This window comes from Paraburkholderia bannensis NBRC 103871 (assembly GCF_000685015.1).
In the GTDB taxonomy this organism is placed as follows: Bacteria; Pseudomonadota; Gammaproteobacteria; order Burkholderiales; family Burkholderiaceae; genus Paraburkholderia; species Paraburkholderia bannensis.
The window spans coordinates 1-15,346 of record NZ_BAYA01000034.1 but is presented as its reverse complement, the minus strand read 5'-3'; the positions used below and the strand labels follow the sequence as shown (position 1 = coordinate 15,346).

Here is a 15,346-nt window from a genome sequence, read left to right as displayed (position 1 = left end):
TGTATCCCGCCTTGCCGAAATCGACCCGGTGCACCAATACTCTGCGTCATGCCCGGCGACGGAGAAAACCATGCCCCTGCAAAACATCAAGCACGTCATTGTCGTGATGTTCGAAAACCGGTCGTTCGACACGATGCTCGGCGGCCTGTACAGCGACGGCGGCAGCCCCAGGCATTTTTTGCCCGCGTCCAGCGCGGGGCAGGCGTTCGAGGGCCTCAAGCCGGGCCTGAGCAATCCATCAAAAAGCGGCGCCACGATCCCGGCGAGCATGCCGGCGTCCAACGCCACGCTGCCCGACCCCGATCCGGAAGAAACGTTCGCGAACGTGCACGATCAGCTGTTCGGCAACACATCGGGCGCAACACCCATGTCGGGCTTCGTGATCAATTACGAATCGACGACGACAACCGATGCAAGCCAGGTCATGCAGTGCCATAGCCCCGATCAGTTGAAAGTGCTCTCGACGCTGGCGCGCGAGTATGCCGTCTGCGATGCCTGGTTCGCATCGGTGCCGAGCCAGACCTGGCCCAACCGCGCATTCGCCCATGCGGGCACGTCGAACGGTCACGTGGACAACGGCGAACCGCCCGACCCGTTCGACTGGCAGGTGCCGACCATCTTCAACGTGCTGAGCGAGGTGGGCGCGAGCTGGGCTGTCTATAGCGACGCACTCGTCGCGCCTTCGCTCACGTTCACCATGTTCCCGAAGCTATGGAATGCGAACTACAAGGCGAATTTCCAGCGCTTTGGCGCGTTTGTATCCGCTTGCCAGAACAACACGCTGCCACAGTATTCATTCATCGAACCGCGCTTCCTGCTCGATCCCAACGACCAGCATCCTCCCCATGACGTCTACGCGGGCGAGCGCTTTCTCTACGACATCTGGAACGCGATCAGCACCTCGCCTGCATGGCCCGAGACGCTGCTCGTCATCACCTACGACGAGCACGGCGGCACTTACGACCATGTCTTGCCGCCCGCCAATGCCGTCGCCCCCGATGCCGTCAGCAACCCCGGCGACCAGAACTACGCGTTCGACAGCTTTGGCGTGCGCGTACCCGCCGTGGTCGTGTCGCCGTGGATCGCGCCGGGCACCGTGTTCCGCGCGGCCGACGCAACGCCTTATGACCACACGTCGATACTCGCGACGCTGCGCGACTGGCTCGACATCGCACCCTCCGACATGCTCGCAAGCAAGCGCATTGCGGCCGCGCCCACGCTTGAGCCGCTGCTCACGCTCGACACGCCGCGCGTCGATCTCCCCGTCATCGCCGCACCGCCCGCCACCGGCTTTGCCGCCACGAGCCTCGCGCGTCCGCTCAACGATCTGCAGAAGAGCCTCGTGAGCGGCACCGCGCGGCGCGCGGGACTCGACCCGGCGGCCACGCTCAAGTCGATGCTGACCCGCCAGCACGCGCTCGACTTCTTCCAGAACCTGCCAGGCGGCAATACCCCTACGGGGCCAACCGGCTCCGCAAAGCCGACTGCCCCAGCGAACCCCACGCCCCTGGACCAGGATGAAGACCAGGCCGACATGACGCCTTGATGAACCGGGTCGCGCTTGCGCTCGACGCCGAAGCCCTTGTAGTATTTGGCGCCCTTTCGTCGAGCGCATGCGGATCATTGCATCGATGTATTTGGCGGGCGACCACAGTCATCATTTTTCAGTAGAATGCTGCAATCGCAAACATTCGTAGGGTTTCGAACCTGGCCTTGAATTGAGGCCTGCGCGGCTGATGCGCTTCGCGATGACCGTCATGCATTAAGCATACGAGCCCTCGCGTGGCGATACGGGGACGACAAAGGCAGCGCTTTTGTCTGGCCGTCGCAGTTCGAACCGGAATACCGGTGGCGACGCTTTATCGCCTGGACCGAGGTAACGATCGGCGCTATGCCGCTCGACCTGCTGGCCCGGGTAATGCACATCAGCACAAGTGCAGTACAAGACGTGCATAAGACGTCGCACACCATTCCAAGCCTTCTCGTCAGTACTTACCTGGCCGCAATACTGTGTATTCCAGAACGCAAATCGATCCGGTAGTGAGCTTCCGCAACTCCCAGGGCGAGCAGGTGCGGGGCACCATCATCAATCTCCAGCGCAAGTCCCTGGTGATGGAGGTCTATAACCCGTACTCGATTGTCCAGGTCAGCGAGGTGCTGAGCGAACTGTCGGTCAAGATGGGCGTTGAACACGCCTATACGGGCAAGGCCGTCGTCATCAGCATGGTCAATACCGGCCTGACTGCCATTGTGTCGGTGACGCTGATCGACGAATGGCTGGAGCTGAGCGGCGACGCGCTGGAAGCCCGCACGGTGGGCGAAGAAGCCCGCCGCTTCGTGCAGGACTGGGCCGAGCGTTTCCAGATCCGCCCTGAGTATCAGATCGCCGTGAACCAGATCCGCGCGTTCCTGACCGACATGTCGCGCTGGGTCGAACAGGCTGACCTTGCCAACACCCTGCCCAAGGAAGGCAAGACGCTGCGCGAGGACTTCTTCCTCGAACTGGCCACGCCGCTGATGGAGCGTACCAAGGTCTTCTTCGACGATTTCGAAGGCGAAGCGCGCCGCGTCGACGAAGAACTCGCGCCCGCCCACCGCGCGTTTGCCCAGGCAGCGCTGCATCCGTTGCTGCTGCGCTCGCCGTTTGTCTTTCGCACCTTCACGAAGCCGCTGGGCTACGCCGGCGACTATCAGATGGTCAACCAGATGCTCGACGATCCGCGCCAGGGCCCGAGCACGTACTTCCAGATCGTCAACGCGTCATTCCTGCAGACGGCGGTGGCGCGCGCGCACCGCAACCGTATCGACCTGCTGGTGGACTATCTGACCCGCGTGGCCAACGATGCACGCGCCGCGGGGCGGCCTTTCCGCATGCTGAACGTGGGCTGCGGCCCCGCCCAGGAGATCCAGCGCTTCATGCACGAATACGACCAGCCGGAATGGCTGTCGTTCGAGCTGCTCGACTTCAGCCAGGAGACGCTGGACTGGACGCGCAACCGCCTCGGCGCCATCGCGCAGGAAACCGGCAAGCGCATGGCCATCAGCTACACGCACGACTCGGTTCACCATCTGCTCAAGCGCCGCCTGGATGCGGACGCGCCAGACGCGCGCGAATTCGACGCGGTGTATTGCGCGGGTCTGTTCGACTACCTGTCGGACAAGGTCTGCGCCCGCCTGAACCAGTATTTCGCGAGCCGCACCCGCAAGGGCGGCCGCCTGCTGGTCACCAACGTCCACGCCGACAACCCCGAGCGCTTCAGCATGGAGCACGTGCTGGAGTGGTACCTGATCTACCGTAACGAAGCGCAGATGGCGGCGATCATGCCGGAGAACTGCGGCGAACCGCGTCTGTACACGGATCCCACCGGGGTCAATGTGTTCGCCGAGGTCACAATCGGCCAGCAACAAGCGGGTTGAGATGACAACATCCCTAGTTGGATTGCAGTCGACCTATCGCGAAGAGCTGCGCGACTACCGGCTGCTTTGCAGCAAGGCAGGCGGGCTCACCGTGATCGTGCTGGTGCTGATGGGCGCGGCGATGGACTACGTCGTCTATCCGGCCGAACAGAAGGGCTTTGCCCTGCTTCGGGCGCTCACCAGCGTCGCCATCGGCCTCGCCCTGCTCTCGCTTTATACCGAAGCGGGCAAGCGCCACGTGCAGGTCATCACCTTCTCGTGGCTGCTGCTGCCGCAGGCCATGATTTCGTGGATGATCTATGCCACCCAGGGCGAGCAGTCGCTGTTCTACGCGGGTCTCACGCTGACGATCTTCGCGGTGGGGATCCTGTTCGCGTCCGGCTACTGGCAGACGCTGACGTTCGGCCTCGCCACGGTCGCGTTCTACTACCTCGCCTGCACGGCGCACCAGGGCGGCATCACCGATCCGAGCAAGTTCCAGTTCCAGCTCATCCTGATCTTCTTCTGCGCGCTGGCCAGCTCCGTGTACACCTTCTTCAACGAGAAGGGCCGCTTCCAGCTGTTCCGCCTCAAGGACGAAGTCGCGCACAAGAACGAGCAGCTTGCCCGCTCCAACGAAAACCTCGCGCAGATCAAGGGGCAGCTGTTGCAGCAGGAAAAGATGGCGGCCATCGGCACCTTGTCCGCCGGGCTGCTGCACGAGGTCAACAACCCCGTGAACTTCTGCCTCATGGCCATCGAAATCGCCATGGAGGAGCCGCAGGTCAAGGACAGCGCATCGTTGCAGGAATGCCTGACCGACGCCAAGCAGGGCATGCAGCGCATCCAGCACATCGTCTCCGACCTGAAGACCTTTGCCTATCGCAAGCCCGGCGCGACCACCGAGGACGTGCCGTTCCTGTTCGAAAAGGCGCTCGATTCGTCAATCCGGCTGGACGCGCACGAGCTGCGCGGCGTGAGCGTCACGCGCGAGCTTCCCAGCGACACGCTCGTGCTGGGCGACGAAGCCGCCATCGTCGGCGTGCTGATCAATCTGTTCTCGAATGCCGCGCTTGCCATGCAGAAGGCCGGCACCGTTTCACCGCAGGTCCATGTCAAGGCGCACTGGCAGGACGGCCGTCTGCACATCAACGTGCGCGACAACGGCCCCGGGATTGCCCCGGAAAATCTCGCGCGGGTGTTCGAACCGTTCTTCACCACGCGCGAAGTCGGCCAGGGCCTGGGCCTTGGCCTGTCCATCAGCTATGCGGTGGTGGAGCAGCATGGCGGCACACTCTTTGCAGAAAGCCAGTTGGGCGAGTGGACCGCATTCAACTTCGATCTGCCGCGCGCCGAGTGAGGTCGAGATGAGTGAGAACCCGCAAGCGCCGTACACCGTCGTTTATGTCGATGATGAAGAACTGGCCCGCAAGTATTTTGCGCGCTCGGCTGGCAGCGACTACGAGGTGCTGCTCGCCGCCAGTGCGGACGAGGCCATCGCGATCCTGCGCAGCGAAGGCGCGCGGGTGACGATCCTGCTGACCGATTTCCGCATGCCGGGCCGGCACGGCGGCGACCTGTTGCGGCAGGTCGCGCAGGAGTATCCGCAGATCGTGCGCATTCTCGTGACCGCCTATGCGGACAAGGACGCGCTGCTCGAAGCGGGCCATTCCGGCGAGGTGTTCCGCATCCTGGAGAAGCCGCTAGGCGTAGCCAAGGTTCGCGAGGTGCTGGCCGCCGCGACCGCGGCCTCGGGTGCGCGCCCGACCTGATGCAGCGCCTGAACGTAGATACGTAGACCCAATACCACGCGCACGTACGACCGCGACGCAGAAATTCCACAAATTCAAGGATCGAGAGTAGGAGTTACCAATGAGCAATGTAATTGCCAACCAGACACCGCCCCCGGCGATTTTGTTCGTTGATGACGAAGCCACCGCGGTCAAATATTTCGAACGCGCCATCGGCGCGATCGCGCCGGTCGTGACGGGCGCGTCCGTGGAAGACGGCAAGGCGCTGCTGGATGCGCACGCGGACAGCCTCGCCGTGCTCGTGTCCGACCAGCGCATGCCCGGCGAATACGGCAACGAGTTGCTGCGCTACGCGCGCGAGCGCTATCCGCACATCGTGCGGATCCTCACGACCGCCTATTCGGAGCTCGATCAGACCGTCGAGGCCGTCAATCAAGGCCAGATCCATCGCTACATCAAGAAGCCGTGGGACATCGCCGCGCTGCGCATGGAGATGAAGCAGGCGCTGGAGCTGTCGGGGCTGCGCAAGGAACGCGATCAACTGGTGCGCGAGAAGCTGGGCGTGCTGCAGACGCAGACCGTGGCGACCCGCATCGGCATCGTGCATACGCTGTGCGCGAGCCTGATCGGCCCGGGCCGCTTCCAGCCGGTGGAAACCTGGCTGGCCGGCGCCAACCTCGCTGGCACGCGCAATGTGGAGCCGGACTGGCACCGCATGGACTACGCCGATCTGGTGCGCGCCGAAAGCGAATGCAGCGGCAGCTTCGGCCATGCGGTGAGCACGCGCCTCGCGCAATTGCGCACGCAGAACGCGGGACGCGGCGCAGCGGACGCGATGCAGGTCTTCGCCGATGTGCTCGGCGCCTCGGTGCGCGGCGGCGGCGATGCGCTGATCTGGACGACGCCTGCCACGCTCAGCGAGTTCCTCACCCGGCCCGTGGGTCAAGCCGTATCGGCGGAACACGCAGCCTGGCTTGCCGGCCTGCTGTGGCTGGAAGAAGCCGGCGGCGCGCTGCAATGCGTGCGCGAAGGCGACGCCATCGTTTGCCGCGCAGGCACGCGCGCGGACAGTTTTTCGGCCGATCGCCTCGCGCTCTGGATCGAGCGGTTCTCGGAACCTGCGCTCGGCTGATTCGGCTCACGCGCCTCCGGGCATGTTCAAACGCCCTTGCGGTCGCCCGCAAGGGCGTTTTTCATGGGCCGCCGTCTTGCTCAATCATCCCCGCGCTGTAAAGAAAGACCCTGCTCTCCGGCTTTGGCGACGCCCAGCCATTTGCCGCCGTCGAGGCTCAGCGCGCGCAAGCGTCCATCGAACACACGCGGCGCGCTCGCGCTGTGCGTGCGCATGTCGACCGACACGATCGCGCCCGGCGACTCGCTGCTACAGGTGGTGCCCGCCACCCTGAGCGTCTGCCCATCGAGCGTCACCGCCTTGAGCGTGCACAGCGTCTTTTGCACGGCGAAGCTGGAGGTCGTCTTTCCCTGCCGGTCGAGCGTGACGACAGCGAGCTGCGTCGGCGTCAGCGCCGCCGTGTAAGTCGTGCCGTCCGGTGCGAACCATGAGAGCGCCGAGTTCGTATCGTCGGGCATCGGATACGTCGACCAGACATATTTCCCGCTGCCCAGATCGATCTTCGCGGACGCGTAAGCATCGCGTCCCGCACCCGGATTCGACATGAACTGCCCGGCCACGTACAACTGCGTGTCGGCGAGCCTCGCCGCAGTCTCCGTCCAGAATGCGCCGTTAGCGAGCTTCGTGAGCTTGCCCGGGGCGAGCGCCGCATCGAAGCGCGCAGCGAAGGTGCCAAACGGGCCGCCGCGAGCGGCTGACGCGCTCGTGCCGCCAATCACGGTCACACCGGCCGGGCCAGCGTCGAGCCCATAGAACCACTCGTCGAAGCCGGCCTCGATCGTCTGCTGCCGTTCGACCTTGCCTTGCGCCGACAACCGGCTGATCACCACTCTCGTCTGGTTCTGCGACTCGGCGCCGCCTGTCTGCTCCTGGCTCACGACGTAGAACGCGTCCCCCACCGCCGCGCATGCGACGGCTGAACTATCGGCATAGTCGCGCCCGTGCGCGACGGCTGTGCTCCACAGCGTGCGCCTGGTCGTCACATCGACTAGCAGCACCCTGGCCGACGTGCTGGGCCCGGCGTCATCGTAGACGTTCCCGCTGATGCAATAGCGGCCGTTGCCGACTGGCTGGATCGACGCGGCGGAAAAATCGCTAGCTGCCGTCAAGGGAATGTCGAGAGTCGGCGCGGCCACCGCCGGCAGGTGCATGAGCGCGCCCGCGATGGCGGCGCAAAGCGGCCTGGCGGCCTTCCAGTGAATGTTCATTTATAGGGAGCGATATTTGGCGGCGGCATTTTAGCTATTGCCGCAAGTGGAGAAAATCACTCACGGGCAGAATGATCCTTTTTCATATTACCGAAACAGCTCTACTTCATGCGCCCAGCCGATGCACAGCGTCGCTCCGTCGCCTCGCCCATGCCGCTTTAGTTCCCCTCTCCCACGCCGTTAACCAGTCAGGCACGCAAAGCCGCTTCGGCCGTGCGCGCCAGCCAGGACCACCCTTCCCCTATTCGAAACGTCGCCCCAAGAGGGCGTCTGGAGCTTACGTCGTGTTTGCCCGACTCTCTATTTCCGCTCGCCTGCGCATTGCAGTCGGCGTACTGGCGGTGCTGATCGTCGCATCCGGCCTCGCCGGGCTGGTCGGCATGTCGCATTCGAATGCGGCGCTCGGCTATGCCTATTCGAACCAGCTTGCTGCCGCCATCGACATCGGCAAATCGAACCTCAACCTGACGATCGCGCGCACCACGCTCGATCGCATCCTGCTGCACCCCGATTCGCCCGACGTGCCGCAACTGCTCGACAAGGCGCAAAACTATCTCGACACCTCGCACAAGGCGTGGGAAAGCTATCGCTCGCTGCCGCACGACGCCGACGAACAGGCGCTTGCGGACCAGGTCCAGGGCGCGCTCGGCGCGATGCTCGAACAGGGCATCCAGCCGCTCATGGCCGCGATCAAGCAAGGCGACCGCGCCGCGCAGGACGACATCGCGATGAAGCGCGTCCCGCCCCTGTCCGTGGCGCTCACGAAGGCGTCGACGGCGCTCGAACAATGGCAGAAAGCGCATGGCCAGCAGACCTTTGACGGCGCGACGGACTTTTACGCGGCGTTGCGCGCGGGCAGCATCGCGCTGATCGCGTTGGGTCTCGCCGTGGCGGCAGTGTGCGCAATTGGCCTGCACCGGGCGATTGCGGCGCCGCTCGCGAACGTGCTGGGCGCGTTGCAGCGCATCGCCGCGGGCGACTTGACCGCGCGCCTCGACGTGCGCTCGCAGGACGAAATGGGCCGCCTCATCGCCGGTCTGCAGACCATGCAGGACGAGCTAGCGCGCACGGTGCGCAAGGTCTCGCATAGCTCGGAGTCGATTGCTTCGGCGACCCGGCAGATCGCCGCCGGTAACGACGATCTCTCGCAGCGTACCGAGGAACAGGCCGCATCGATCCAGCAAACCGCCGCCAGCATGGAGCAACTGACCGCGACGGTGAAACAGAACACCGAGCACGCGCGCACGGCGCAGACGCTTGCGGGCAGCGCGCAGGAAGTGGTCGAGCGCGGCGCACTGGTGGTCGGCGACGCCGTGCAGACGATGGATCGCATCGACCGCAGCTCGCAAAAGATCGCCGAGATCACCGGCATCATCGAAGGCATTGCATTCCAGACCAATATTCTCGCGCTCAATGCGGCAGTGGAAGCTGCGCGTGCCGGCGAGGAAGGCCGTGGCTTCGCCGTGGTCGCGGGCGAGGTGCGCTCGCTCGCGCAGCGCTCGGCAGCGGCGGCCAAGGACATCAAGACCTTGATTGGCGAATCGGTCGGGCACGTGGCGTCGGGCGCGCAATATGTGCGCTCGGCGGGCATGACGATGAACGAGATCGGCGAATCGATTGGCCGCGTCACGACCATCATGACGGAGATCGCGCACGCGTCCGAGGAACAACGCGACGGCATCGAGCAGGTGAATCTTGCCGTATCGCAGATGGATCAGGTTTCGCAGCAGAACGCCGCGCTCGTGGAAGAAGCCGCGGCTGCGGCGATGTCGCTGACCGAGCAGACCGACGCGCTGCGTGAAGCGGTGAGCGTGTTCAAGGTCGCCTGAGATTGCGGGTGAATGCGCCCGGTTGGGAATGATCTCCACACCGGGCGCTTCGTATAAAAGCGCTTTAAACAGGATTTAAAGCGCTCGCGCCGTCGAGCACTGCTGCGATGTTATCCAGCGCGGTAAAACCCATCTGGTCGCGTGTCTCGATCGTGGCGCTGGCCATATGCGGCGAGAGAAACACATTGTCGAGGCCGGCAAAACGCGCATCCACGTTCGGCTCGTTACGATAAACGTCCAGCCCCGCGCCAAACAGTTGCCCCGAAGTCAGCGCGCCATAAAGGGCATCTTCATCCACAAGTCCGCCACGCGCGGCATTCACAAAAACCGCGCCCTTCGGCAGTAGTGCGAATTCCTTGCCCGTCATGATCGGCACGCCGCCGCCCGGCACGTGCAGCGTGAGCACCTGGCTGTGCGGCAACATCGCTTCCAGACTCTCGTAATACGTTGCGCCGTTTTCCAGTGCGGGTGCAGCGCGCTGGATATCGGTGTAAATCACGCGCATGCCGAAGCCCTGTGCACGGCGCGCGACCGCGCGTCCGATGCGCCCGAACCCGACAACGCCCAGCGTCTTGCCGTTCACACGTGTGCCGAGCATATCGGTCATGCCAAACGATTTGCCCCATCCTGCGCGCATGATGCGCTCGTATTCCGAGGCGCGGCGGCAGGCTGCGAGCACGAGCAGCATGGCGAAGTCGGCCGTGCATTCGGTCAGCGCGTCGGGCGCGTTCGTCACGACGATACCGCGATCGCGCGCCGCCTTGACGTCCATGTGATCGACGCCCGCGCTCGCATTCGCAATGATCTTCACCGAAGGCGGCAGCGCGGCGATGTGCTCGGCCTGCAACCCCGACTTCTTGCCGATCAGGACGGCAGGCAACGCGTGCTTCGTGCAGAAGTCGACTACTGACCATGAGTCCATATCGGAGTCGGTCACGTAGGCGTGAAATTCACTTTCCGCTCTTCTGGCGACGGCGGCGGGAACCTTGCGTGCGATGAGCAGCCTGGTGCGTTGAATGTCCGGCATGGTGCGTTCCTTTGGTCGAGAGACGTCGAGAGACTACGAACGCGCCCGCCAGGGCGTCAATCTTGATTCAATCAATCAACTTATTTTCCACGTCTGCCGCGCGATCGTTTAGGCCCTTAAAAACCGGGCTGAATCAGTAATCGCCCTGGTATTGCCAGGCACGCGCCGCCGCGTCCTTTTCAAAATCCCGCATCAGGACAATCCCTGATGGGATCCCCGGCTGTAAAGCTCTCTGATGTTGATTCGATCAATCAAGATTGCCCGGCGCATTGGGCGAGTGCAATTCTTTTTCCATGTTCAACCGAATCGACACGAGGACGGGAAATGCCTGCATCGAAGCCAATTGCGGTAGTCACGGGCGCGGGTTCCGGCATTGGCCGCGCGGCGGCCATCGCGCTTGCCAGGGCCGGATTCGCGCTTGCGCTGATGGGGCGCAGGATCGAGCCCCTGCTGGAAACGAAGGAAGCCATTGGCCAGGCGGGCGGCGAGGCGCAGACCTTCACCGCCGACGTGACCGATGCGGATAGCGTCGATCGCGCATTCGCCCAGATCGCGCAGGCCTTTGGCCGCGTGGACGTACTGTTCAACAATGCGGGCCGCAATGCGGGCGCGGTGCCGCTTGAAGACTACTCGGTCGACCTGTGGAACGACGTGGTCGCCACCAACCTCACGGGTGTCTTTCTGTGTGCACGCGCCGCCTATCGGCTGATGAAAGCGCAGTCGCCCCAAGGTGGGCGCATCATCAATAACGGTTCGATCTCCGCGTACTCGCCACGACCCAATACGATTGCCTATTCAGCCACGAAGCATGCCGTGTCCGGCATCACGCGCTCCATCGCGCTGGACGGCCGCGCGTTCAATATCGCGTGCGGGCAGATCGACATCGGCAATGCAGCGACACCGCTCACCGAGCGCATGAATCAAGGCGTCCAGCAAGCGGACGGCCACATCGCGCCCGAGGCGCGCATGAATGTGGAGCACGTCGCCGATGCAGTGGTGCACATGGCCAAACTGCCGCTCGACGCCAACATTCTCAATATGACCATCATGGCCACCACCATGCCGTTTGTCGGCCGCGGATAGTGCGTTCATTCGAGCGGACTACACAACAAGAAGCCGCCCAAAGACATGGAGACACCGATGAAATATGCAGAGGAACAACCGCTGCCGGCGGGCACTCCGGCCTATGTACATAGTGCGAAACGCACGAAAGTCCGCTATTTCGTGCTCTCGATGCTGCTGGTCGCCACCATTCTCAATTATGTCGACCGCTCGGCGCTCGGCATTGTCGCACCCAGCCTGTCGAAGGATCTCGGCCTGAACAAGATGCAGATGGGCGAGTTGTTTGCCGCGTTCGGGCTGGCCTATTCGATCGCGCTCGTGCCCGGCGGCGTGCTGACCGACGTGCTCGGCTCGCGCATCGCCTACGCGCTCTCGCTCGTCGGCTGGTCGTTCGCCACGCTCACGCAGGGATTCGCGAATGGCTATCACATGCTGCTCGGTTCGCGCCTGGCAATGGGCGCGCTGGAGACACCCGCTTTTCCGTCGAACACGCGCGCGGTGACGTTGTGGTTCCCGGTTCAGGAGCGTGGCTTCGCGACCAGCGTGTATGTCATGGGTCAATATATCGGCACGCCGCTTTTTACCGGCTTGTTGCTGTGGATTTCGTCGGTCTATGGCTGGCGTTCGGTGTTCTTCGTGACGGGCGGCTTCGGCATGTTGTTCAGCGTGCTGTGGTATCGCGCGTATCGCGATCCGTTCAAGCATCGCGCCGTGAATGCCGCTGAATTGCAGCATATCAACGAAGGCGTGACGCCCGCCGCACGCAAGCCGCGTGACAAGTTCAACTGGCGCATGGCGCTGAAACTGCTGGGCTATCGGCAGATTCTGGCAATCTGCCTGGGCAAGTTCTGCAATAACACGTTGCTGGTGTTCTTCACGACGTGGTTCATGACCTACCTGATCGAAGCGCGACACATGTCGATGATCAAGGTCGGCATTTTTCAGGCAATGCCTTTTCTGGGCGCAACGCTTGGGATTCTTAGCGCGGGTTTTCTTTCGGACTTCTTTATTCGACGTGGTGTATCGGTGTCTGCCGCGCGTAAAGCGCCGCTCATTATCGGCACGTTGCTGGGCGCATCGGTTGTGCTCGTCAACTTCGTCGAATCGAATGAAGTGGTGATCGCCATTCTGACCGTTGCGTTCTTTGCGCAAGGCGTCGGTTCGATGTCGTGGGCAGCCGTGGCGGAAATCGCGCCGCGTCAGTATGTGGGCTTGACCAGCAGCATCACGAGTCTTGCCGCCAATATTGCAGGCGTCACGACGCCGCTCATGATTGGCTATATCACGCAGCACACGGGGCATTTTTATTGGGCCCTGAACCTGATGGGCGCAATCTGCCTGGTCGGCACGCTCTCCTATTCCGTGTTGCTGGGCAAGCTGTCCCGCATCGAACTTTAAGAGGCTCGCATGTCAGACGAAAAACAGCCGATCGAGTTCAAGTGGGATCATCTCCAGCTTTGTTCCACCGATGCGCAGAGCACGGCCGCGTGGTTCGCGCGCTGCCTCAATGCCGAAATCGTACGGCGACCAGGGCGCGTGGATCTGCGCATCGGCGGCATCAATCTTTTCATTACGGCGCTTGCACAACCGCTTTCACCACCGCTTGCAGGCAATAAAACCGCAGCGACGCGGCGCGAAGGCATCGATCACTTTGGCGTGACGGTCGACGATCTCGATGTGGCGTTTGCACACCTCGTGCATTGCGAGGCCGAGATCGTCGAGCCGATTCGCCAGATCCGGCCCGGCGTGCGGGCGTGCTTCGTCCGTGCGCCAGGCGACGTGCTAGTCGAAGTGCTGGAGCGCCGTCCCGCAGAGATGACTTTTCAATGAAAAGCCGTCAAGATGGGGCCGGGCTGCGTCTTGTGCGGCCCGGCCCTCTCCGAGTTCAGCCCGCACGGCCCCATATGCGAAACTGGATCACCCTCACCGAAGCCGCCCGGCAACTCGGCGTACAAGCGCAAACCGTTTATGCGTATGCGAGCCGCGGCAATATCGCGGTTATGCCCGATCCGCACGACCCGCGTAAAAGCCTTTATCGCGCCGATGACGTAGCGCGCCTGTGCCGCAAGAAGCAGGTGGGACGCAAACGCGAAGCGCTTGCCGCCGGCACGATATTCGGCGCCGAGCCTTGCATTTATAGCGGCATCACGACGTTTGCCAAAGGACGGCCTTACTATCGCGGGCGCGATACGATCCGGCTTGCCGGTCACGCCACGCTGGAGGACGTCGCCACGTTGCTGTGGAATGCTCGCGAGCCCATCGTCTTTCCGTTCGACGCTGCCGATTCTGTCCTGCACGAAGAAGCACGCGGCAGGCAATGTGCGTTCACCGCGCTGGCTGCGCTCGCCGCCAACGGCCACTCGACGCTCGGACGCACAGACACGGCCTTGCACGTGGAAGCGGCCCAACTGGTCGCGACGATTGCACAGGCTTTTGGCGCACGTAATGACGGCGCGGCCATACCGGTGCACGAACGCCTGGCGCGCGGCTGGGGACAGGATTCCAGCGGTGCGGAACTGATCCGCAAGGCGATGGTGCTCGTCGCCGATCATGAGATCACGAGTTCGGCCTTTGCGGCGCGTATTACGGCCTCCACGGGCGCTTCGTTGCCTGGCTGCCTCCTCACGGGTCTGGCGACCTTTTCGGGGCCGCTGCATGGCGATGCTTCCGGGCGCGTGCGAGCAGTATTCGACGATGTGAACCGGCTAGGCGCGGATCACGTGGTCACACATCACCTGCAATCGGCGATTCCCGTGCCGGGCTTTGGGCACCATCTCTACCCGGACGGCGATCCGCGCGCCGAGGCCTTGCTCGACGTATTGGAGCCGCCCGGTGAGCTTGGCGCGTTTATCGCCAGGGTGGTCAAGCTCACCGGTTTGAAGCCAACAATCGACGTTGCGCTCGCGGTGCTTGCGGCCCAGTTGAAGCTGCCGCGCGACGCCGCATTCGCGCTGTTTGCGACAGCTCGTTGCGTGGGCCTGCTCGCGCATTGCATCGAGCAATTGCGCGTGGGCAAGGTCATTCGGCCACGTGGGCGGTATACGGGGCCGGCGCTGGAGGAAGACAGCGCGGCGGCAGCAGATCAAGGCGGCGCCGATGCGCTCGATGAGCAGACGTTGCAGAAGAATCGGGTTTTTAAGGCGGTGGGGAGCTAGACACTCTACTTGCGGGACGTGCATTAAACGAAGAAGCCCACTTGCGCGCCTAGCGAAGTGGGCTTGCCGAAAAACGCTGCAATCAGTGCTCGCCGAGCTTCTGTGAAACGACCCAAACGATCGGATCCGACATTGAACACTCCGTAGAGCTTGCTTCACTCGACGTAATCACCTCGAATGAGCGCCCGCTGTGTTCATGGAACGTGATGTCATAGACATCGCGCCACAAGTCCTTTCCTATCTTTTCCGAGGCGATACGCACAGCGTGCGTTTTCGTCTCGTCGAGCTTTGTGGGATCGGTGATGTTGGCGTTCTTCAGGTACACGATGGCGATGTTTGTCGGCCAGCTCTTGCAAGCCGGTGGTGAACCCGCGAAGGCTAAAGCAGGTGCGGTCACTGCAAGTGTTGCCAGGAACGTGGTTATCTTCATGGCGTCACCACGATCGTATGGTCGCCACTCGCCCAGATACGCTGCCTGTTGTGTGCGCCCGTAATGATGCAACCATTCGAAGCGTCACCGGGATGCTCAACGCTATCGCCATGGATCAGCGCCCGAAGGTAACCGTACCAGGCTGAGGACTGAGGCGCATCGTATAAGGCCCTGAGTGAGGATGCGTAAATGGTGCGCCAATTCTCCAGCTTCCACGCGGTATCGGCCCAATATCGGCTTGGGACTGCGCCGACGAATTGTTCTTTCCCGAGCCAATTCCGGAGTACGCGGCTGGAGTCAAGGACTGCCCATCGCGGGAAATAATACCGGTTGACTGGCTGTAATTCCACGGCATT

Annotated in this window: 12 protein-coding genes and 1 pseudogene; 10 read left to right on the top strand and 3 right to left on the bottom strand. The window is 62.9% G+C overall.

The genetic code is table 11. The features are described from left to right. Positions 1-70 precede the first annotated feature (70 nt). The 5 genes and pseudogenes from BBA01S_RS43885 to BBA01S_RS33030 all read left to right on the top strand — a co-directional run. Positions 71-1,453, top strand: a pseudogene (locus BBA01S_RS43885) (alkaline phosphatase family protein); the annotation flags it as partial. Between the two features lie 557 nt (positions 1,454-2,010). After that, positions 2,011-3,417, top strand: a complete 1,407-nt coding sequence (locus tag BBA01S_RS33045; RefSeq protein ID WP_027820173.1) for a class I SAM-dependent methyltransferase — start codon at positions 2,011-2,013, stop codon at positions 3,415-3,417. A gap of 1 nt (position 3,418) precedes the next feature. Further along, positions 3,419-4,756, top strand: a complete 1,338-nt coding sequence (locus BBA01S_RS33040; protein ID WP_027820172.1) for a sensor histidine kinase — start codon at positions 3,419-3,421, stop codon at positions 4,754-4,756. 7 nt (positions 4,757-4,763) lie between these two features. Next, entirely contained in the window at positions 4,764-5,168 is a 405-nt protein-coding gene (locus tag BBA01S_RS33035; protein ID WP_027820171.1) for a response regulator, read from the top strand. A 100-nt stretch (positions 5,169-5,268) separates the two neighbouring features. After that, on the top strand, positions 5,269-6,279 hold the full coding sequence (locus BBA01S_RS33030; RefSeq protein WP_027820170.1) for a response regulator: 1,011 nt from the start codon (positions 5,269-5,271) through the stop codon (positions 6,277-6,279). 80 nt (positions 6,280-6,359) lie between these two features. Here BBA01S_RS33030 and BBA01S_RS33025 read toward each other — a convergent pair whose 3' ends face one another. After that, entirely contained in the window at positions 6,360-7,487 is a 1,128-nt protein-coding gene (locus tag BBA01S_RS33025; RefSeq protein ID WP_027820169.1) for a hypothetical protein, read from the bottom strand. Between the two features lie 284 nt (positions 7,488-7,771). Between BBA01S_RS33025 and BBA01S_RS33020 the strand changes: the two genes are divergently transcribed. Next, complete coding sequence (locus BBA01S_RS33020) at positions 7,772-9,316, top strand: methyl-accepting chemotaxis protein (protein WP_027820168.1); 1,545 nt, start codon at positions 7,772-7,774, stop codon at positions 9,314-9,316. A 64-nt stretch (positions 9,317-9,380) separates the two neighbouring features. On the opposite strand, the gene BBA01S_RS33015 is transcribed toward BBA01S_RS33020, so the two are convergent. Beyond that, a complete protein-coding gene (locus tag BBA01S_RS33015) occupies positions 9,381-10,343 on the bottom strand; it encodes a 2-hydroxyacid dehydrogenase (protein WP_027820167.1) in 963 nt (320 codons plus the stop codon). Between the two features lie 324 nt (positions 10,344-10,667). Between BBA01S_RS33015 and BBA01S_RS33010 the strand changes: the two genes are divergently transcribed. The 4 genes from BBA01S_RS33010 (at position 10,668) to BBA01S_RS43880 (ending at position 14,560) form a co-directional block, all read left to right on the top strand. After that, positions 10,668-11,426 carry an SDR family oxidoreductase gene (locus BBA01S_RS33010; protein ID WP_027820166.1) on the top strand — a complete coding sequence of 253 codons (759 nt, stop codon included), beginning with the start codon at positions 10,668-10,670 and terminating at the stop codon, positions 11,424-11,426. A 57-nt stretch (positions 11,427-11,483) separates the two neighbouring features. Beyond that, on the top strand, positions 11,484-12,803 hold the full coding sequence (locus BBA01S_RS33005; protein ID WP_027820165.1) for an MFS transporter: 1,320 nt from the start codon (positions 11,484-11,486) through the stop codon (positions 12,801-12,803). Positions 12,804-12,812: 9 nt separating this feature from the next. Continuing rightward, complete coding sequence (locus BBA01S_RS33000; protein WP_027820164.1) at positions 12,813-13,235, top strand: VOC family protein; 423 nt, start codon at positions 12,813-12,815, stop codon at positions 13,233-13,235. A gap of 74 nt (positions 13,236-13,309) precedes the next feature. After that, a complete protein-coding gene (locus tag BBA01S_RS43880; protein ID WP_042298318.1) occupies positions 13,310-14,560 on the top strand; it encodes a citrate synthase in 1,251 nt (416 codons plus the stop codon). Between the two features lie 82 nt (positions 14,561-14,642). On the opposite strand, the gene BBA01S_RS32990 is transcribed toward BBA01S_RS43880, so the two are convergent. Beyond that, the gene (locus BBA01S_RS32990; protein WP_027820163.1) at positions 14,643-14,990 is read right to left on the bottom strand and encodes a hypothetical protein; all 348 of its coding nucleotides are present in this window, start codon (positions 14,988-14,990) and stop codon (positions 14,643-14,645) included. Positions 14,991-15,346: the final 356 nt, after the last annotated feature.

Coding starts and splice junctions, on each gene's coding strand:
- BBA01S_RS33015 (WP_027820167.1), bottom strand. CDS start 10,343: ATGCCGGACATTCAACGCACCAGGCTGCTCATCGCACGCAAGGTTCCC.
- BBA01S_RS33005 (WP_027820165.1), top strand. CDS start 11,484: ATGAAATATGCAGAGGAACAACCGCTGCCGGCGGGCACTCCGGCCTAT.
- BBA01S_RS33000 (WP_027820164.1), top strand. CDS start 12,813: ATGTCAGACGAAAAACAGCCGATCGAGTTCAAGTGGGATCATCTCCAG.
- BBA01S_RS33030 (WP_027820170.1), top strand. CDS start 5,269: ATGAGCAATGTAATTGCCAACCAGACACCGCCCCCGGCGATTTTGTTC.
- BBA01S_RS33010 (WP_027820166.1), top strand. CDS start 10,668: ATGCCTGCATCGAAGCCAATTGCGGTAGTCACGGGCGCGGGTTCCGGC.
- BBA01S_RS43880 (WP_042298318.1), top strand. CDS start 13,310: ATGCGAAACTGGATCACCCTCACCGAAGCCGCCCGGCAACTCGGCGTA.
- BBA01S_RS32990 (WP_027820163.1), bottom strand. CDS start 14,990: ATGAAGATAACCACGTTCCTGGCAACACTTGCAGTGACCGCACCTGCT.
- BBA01S_RS33040 (WP_027820172.1), top strand. CDS start 3,419: ATGACAACATCCCTAGTTGGATTGCAGTCGACCTATCGCGAAGAGCTG.
- BBA01S_RS33035 (WP_027820171.1), top strand. CDS start 4,764: ATGAGTGAGAACCCGCAAGCGCCGTACACCGTCGTTTATGTCGATGAT.
- BBA01S_RS33025 (WP_027820169.1), bottom strand. CDS start 7,487: ATGAACATTCACTGGAAGGCCGCCAGGCCGCTTTGCGCCGCCATCGCG.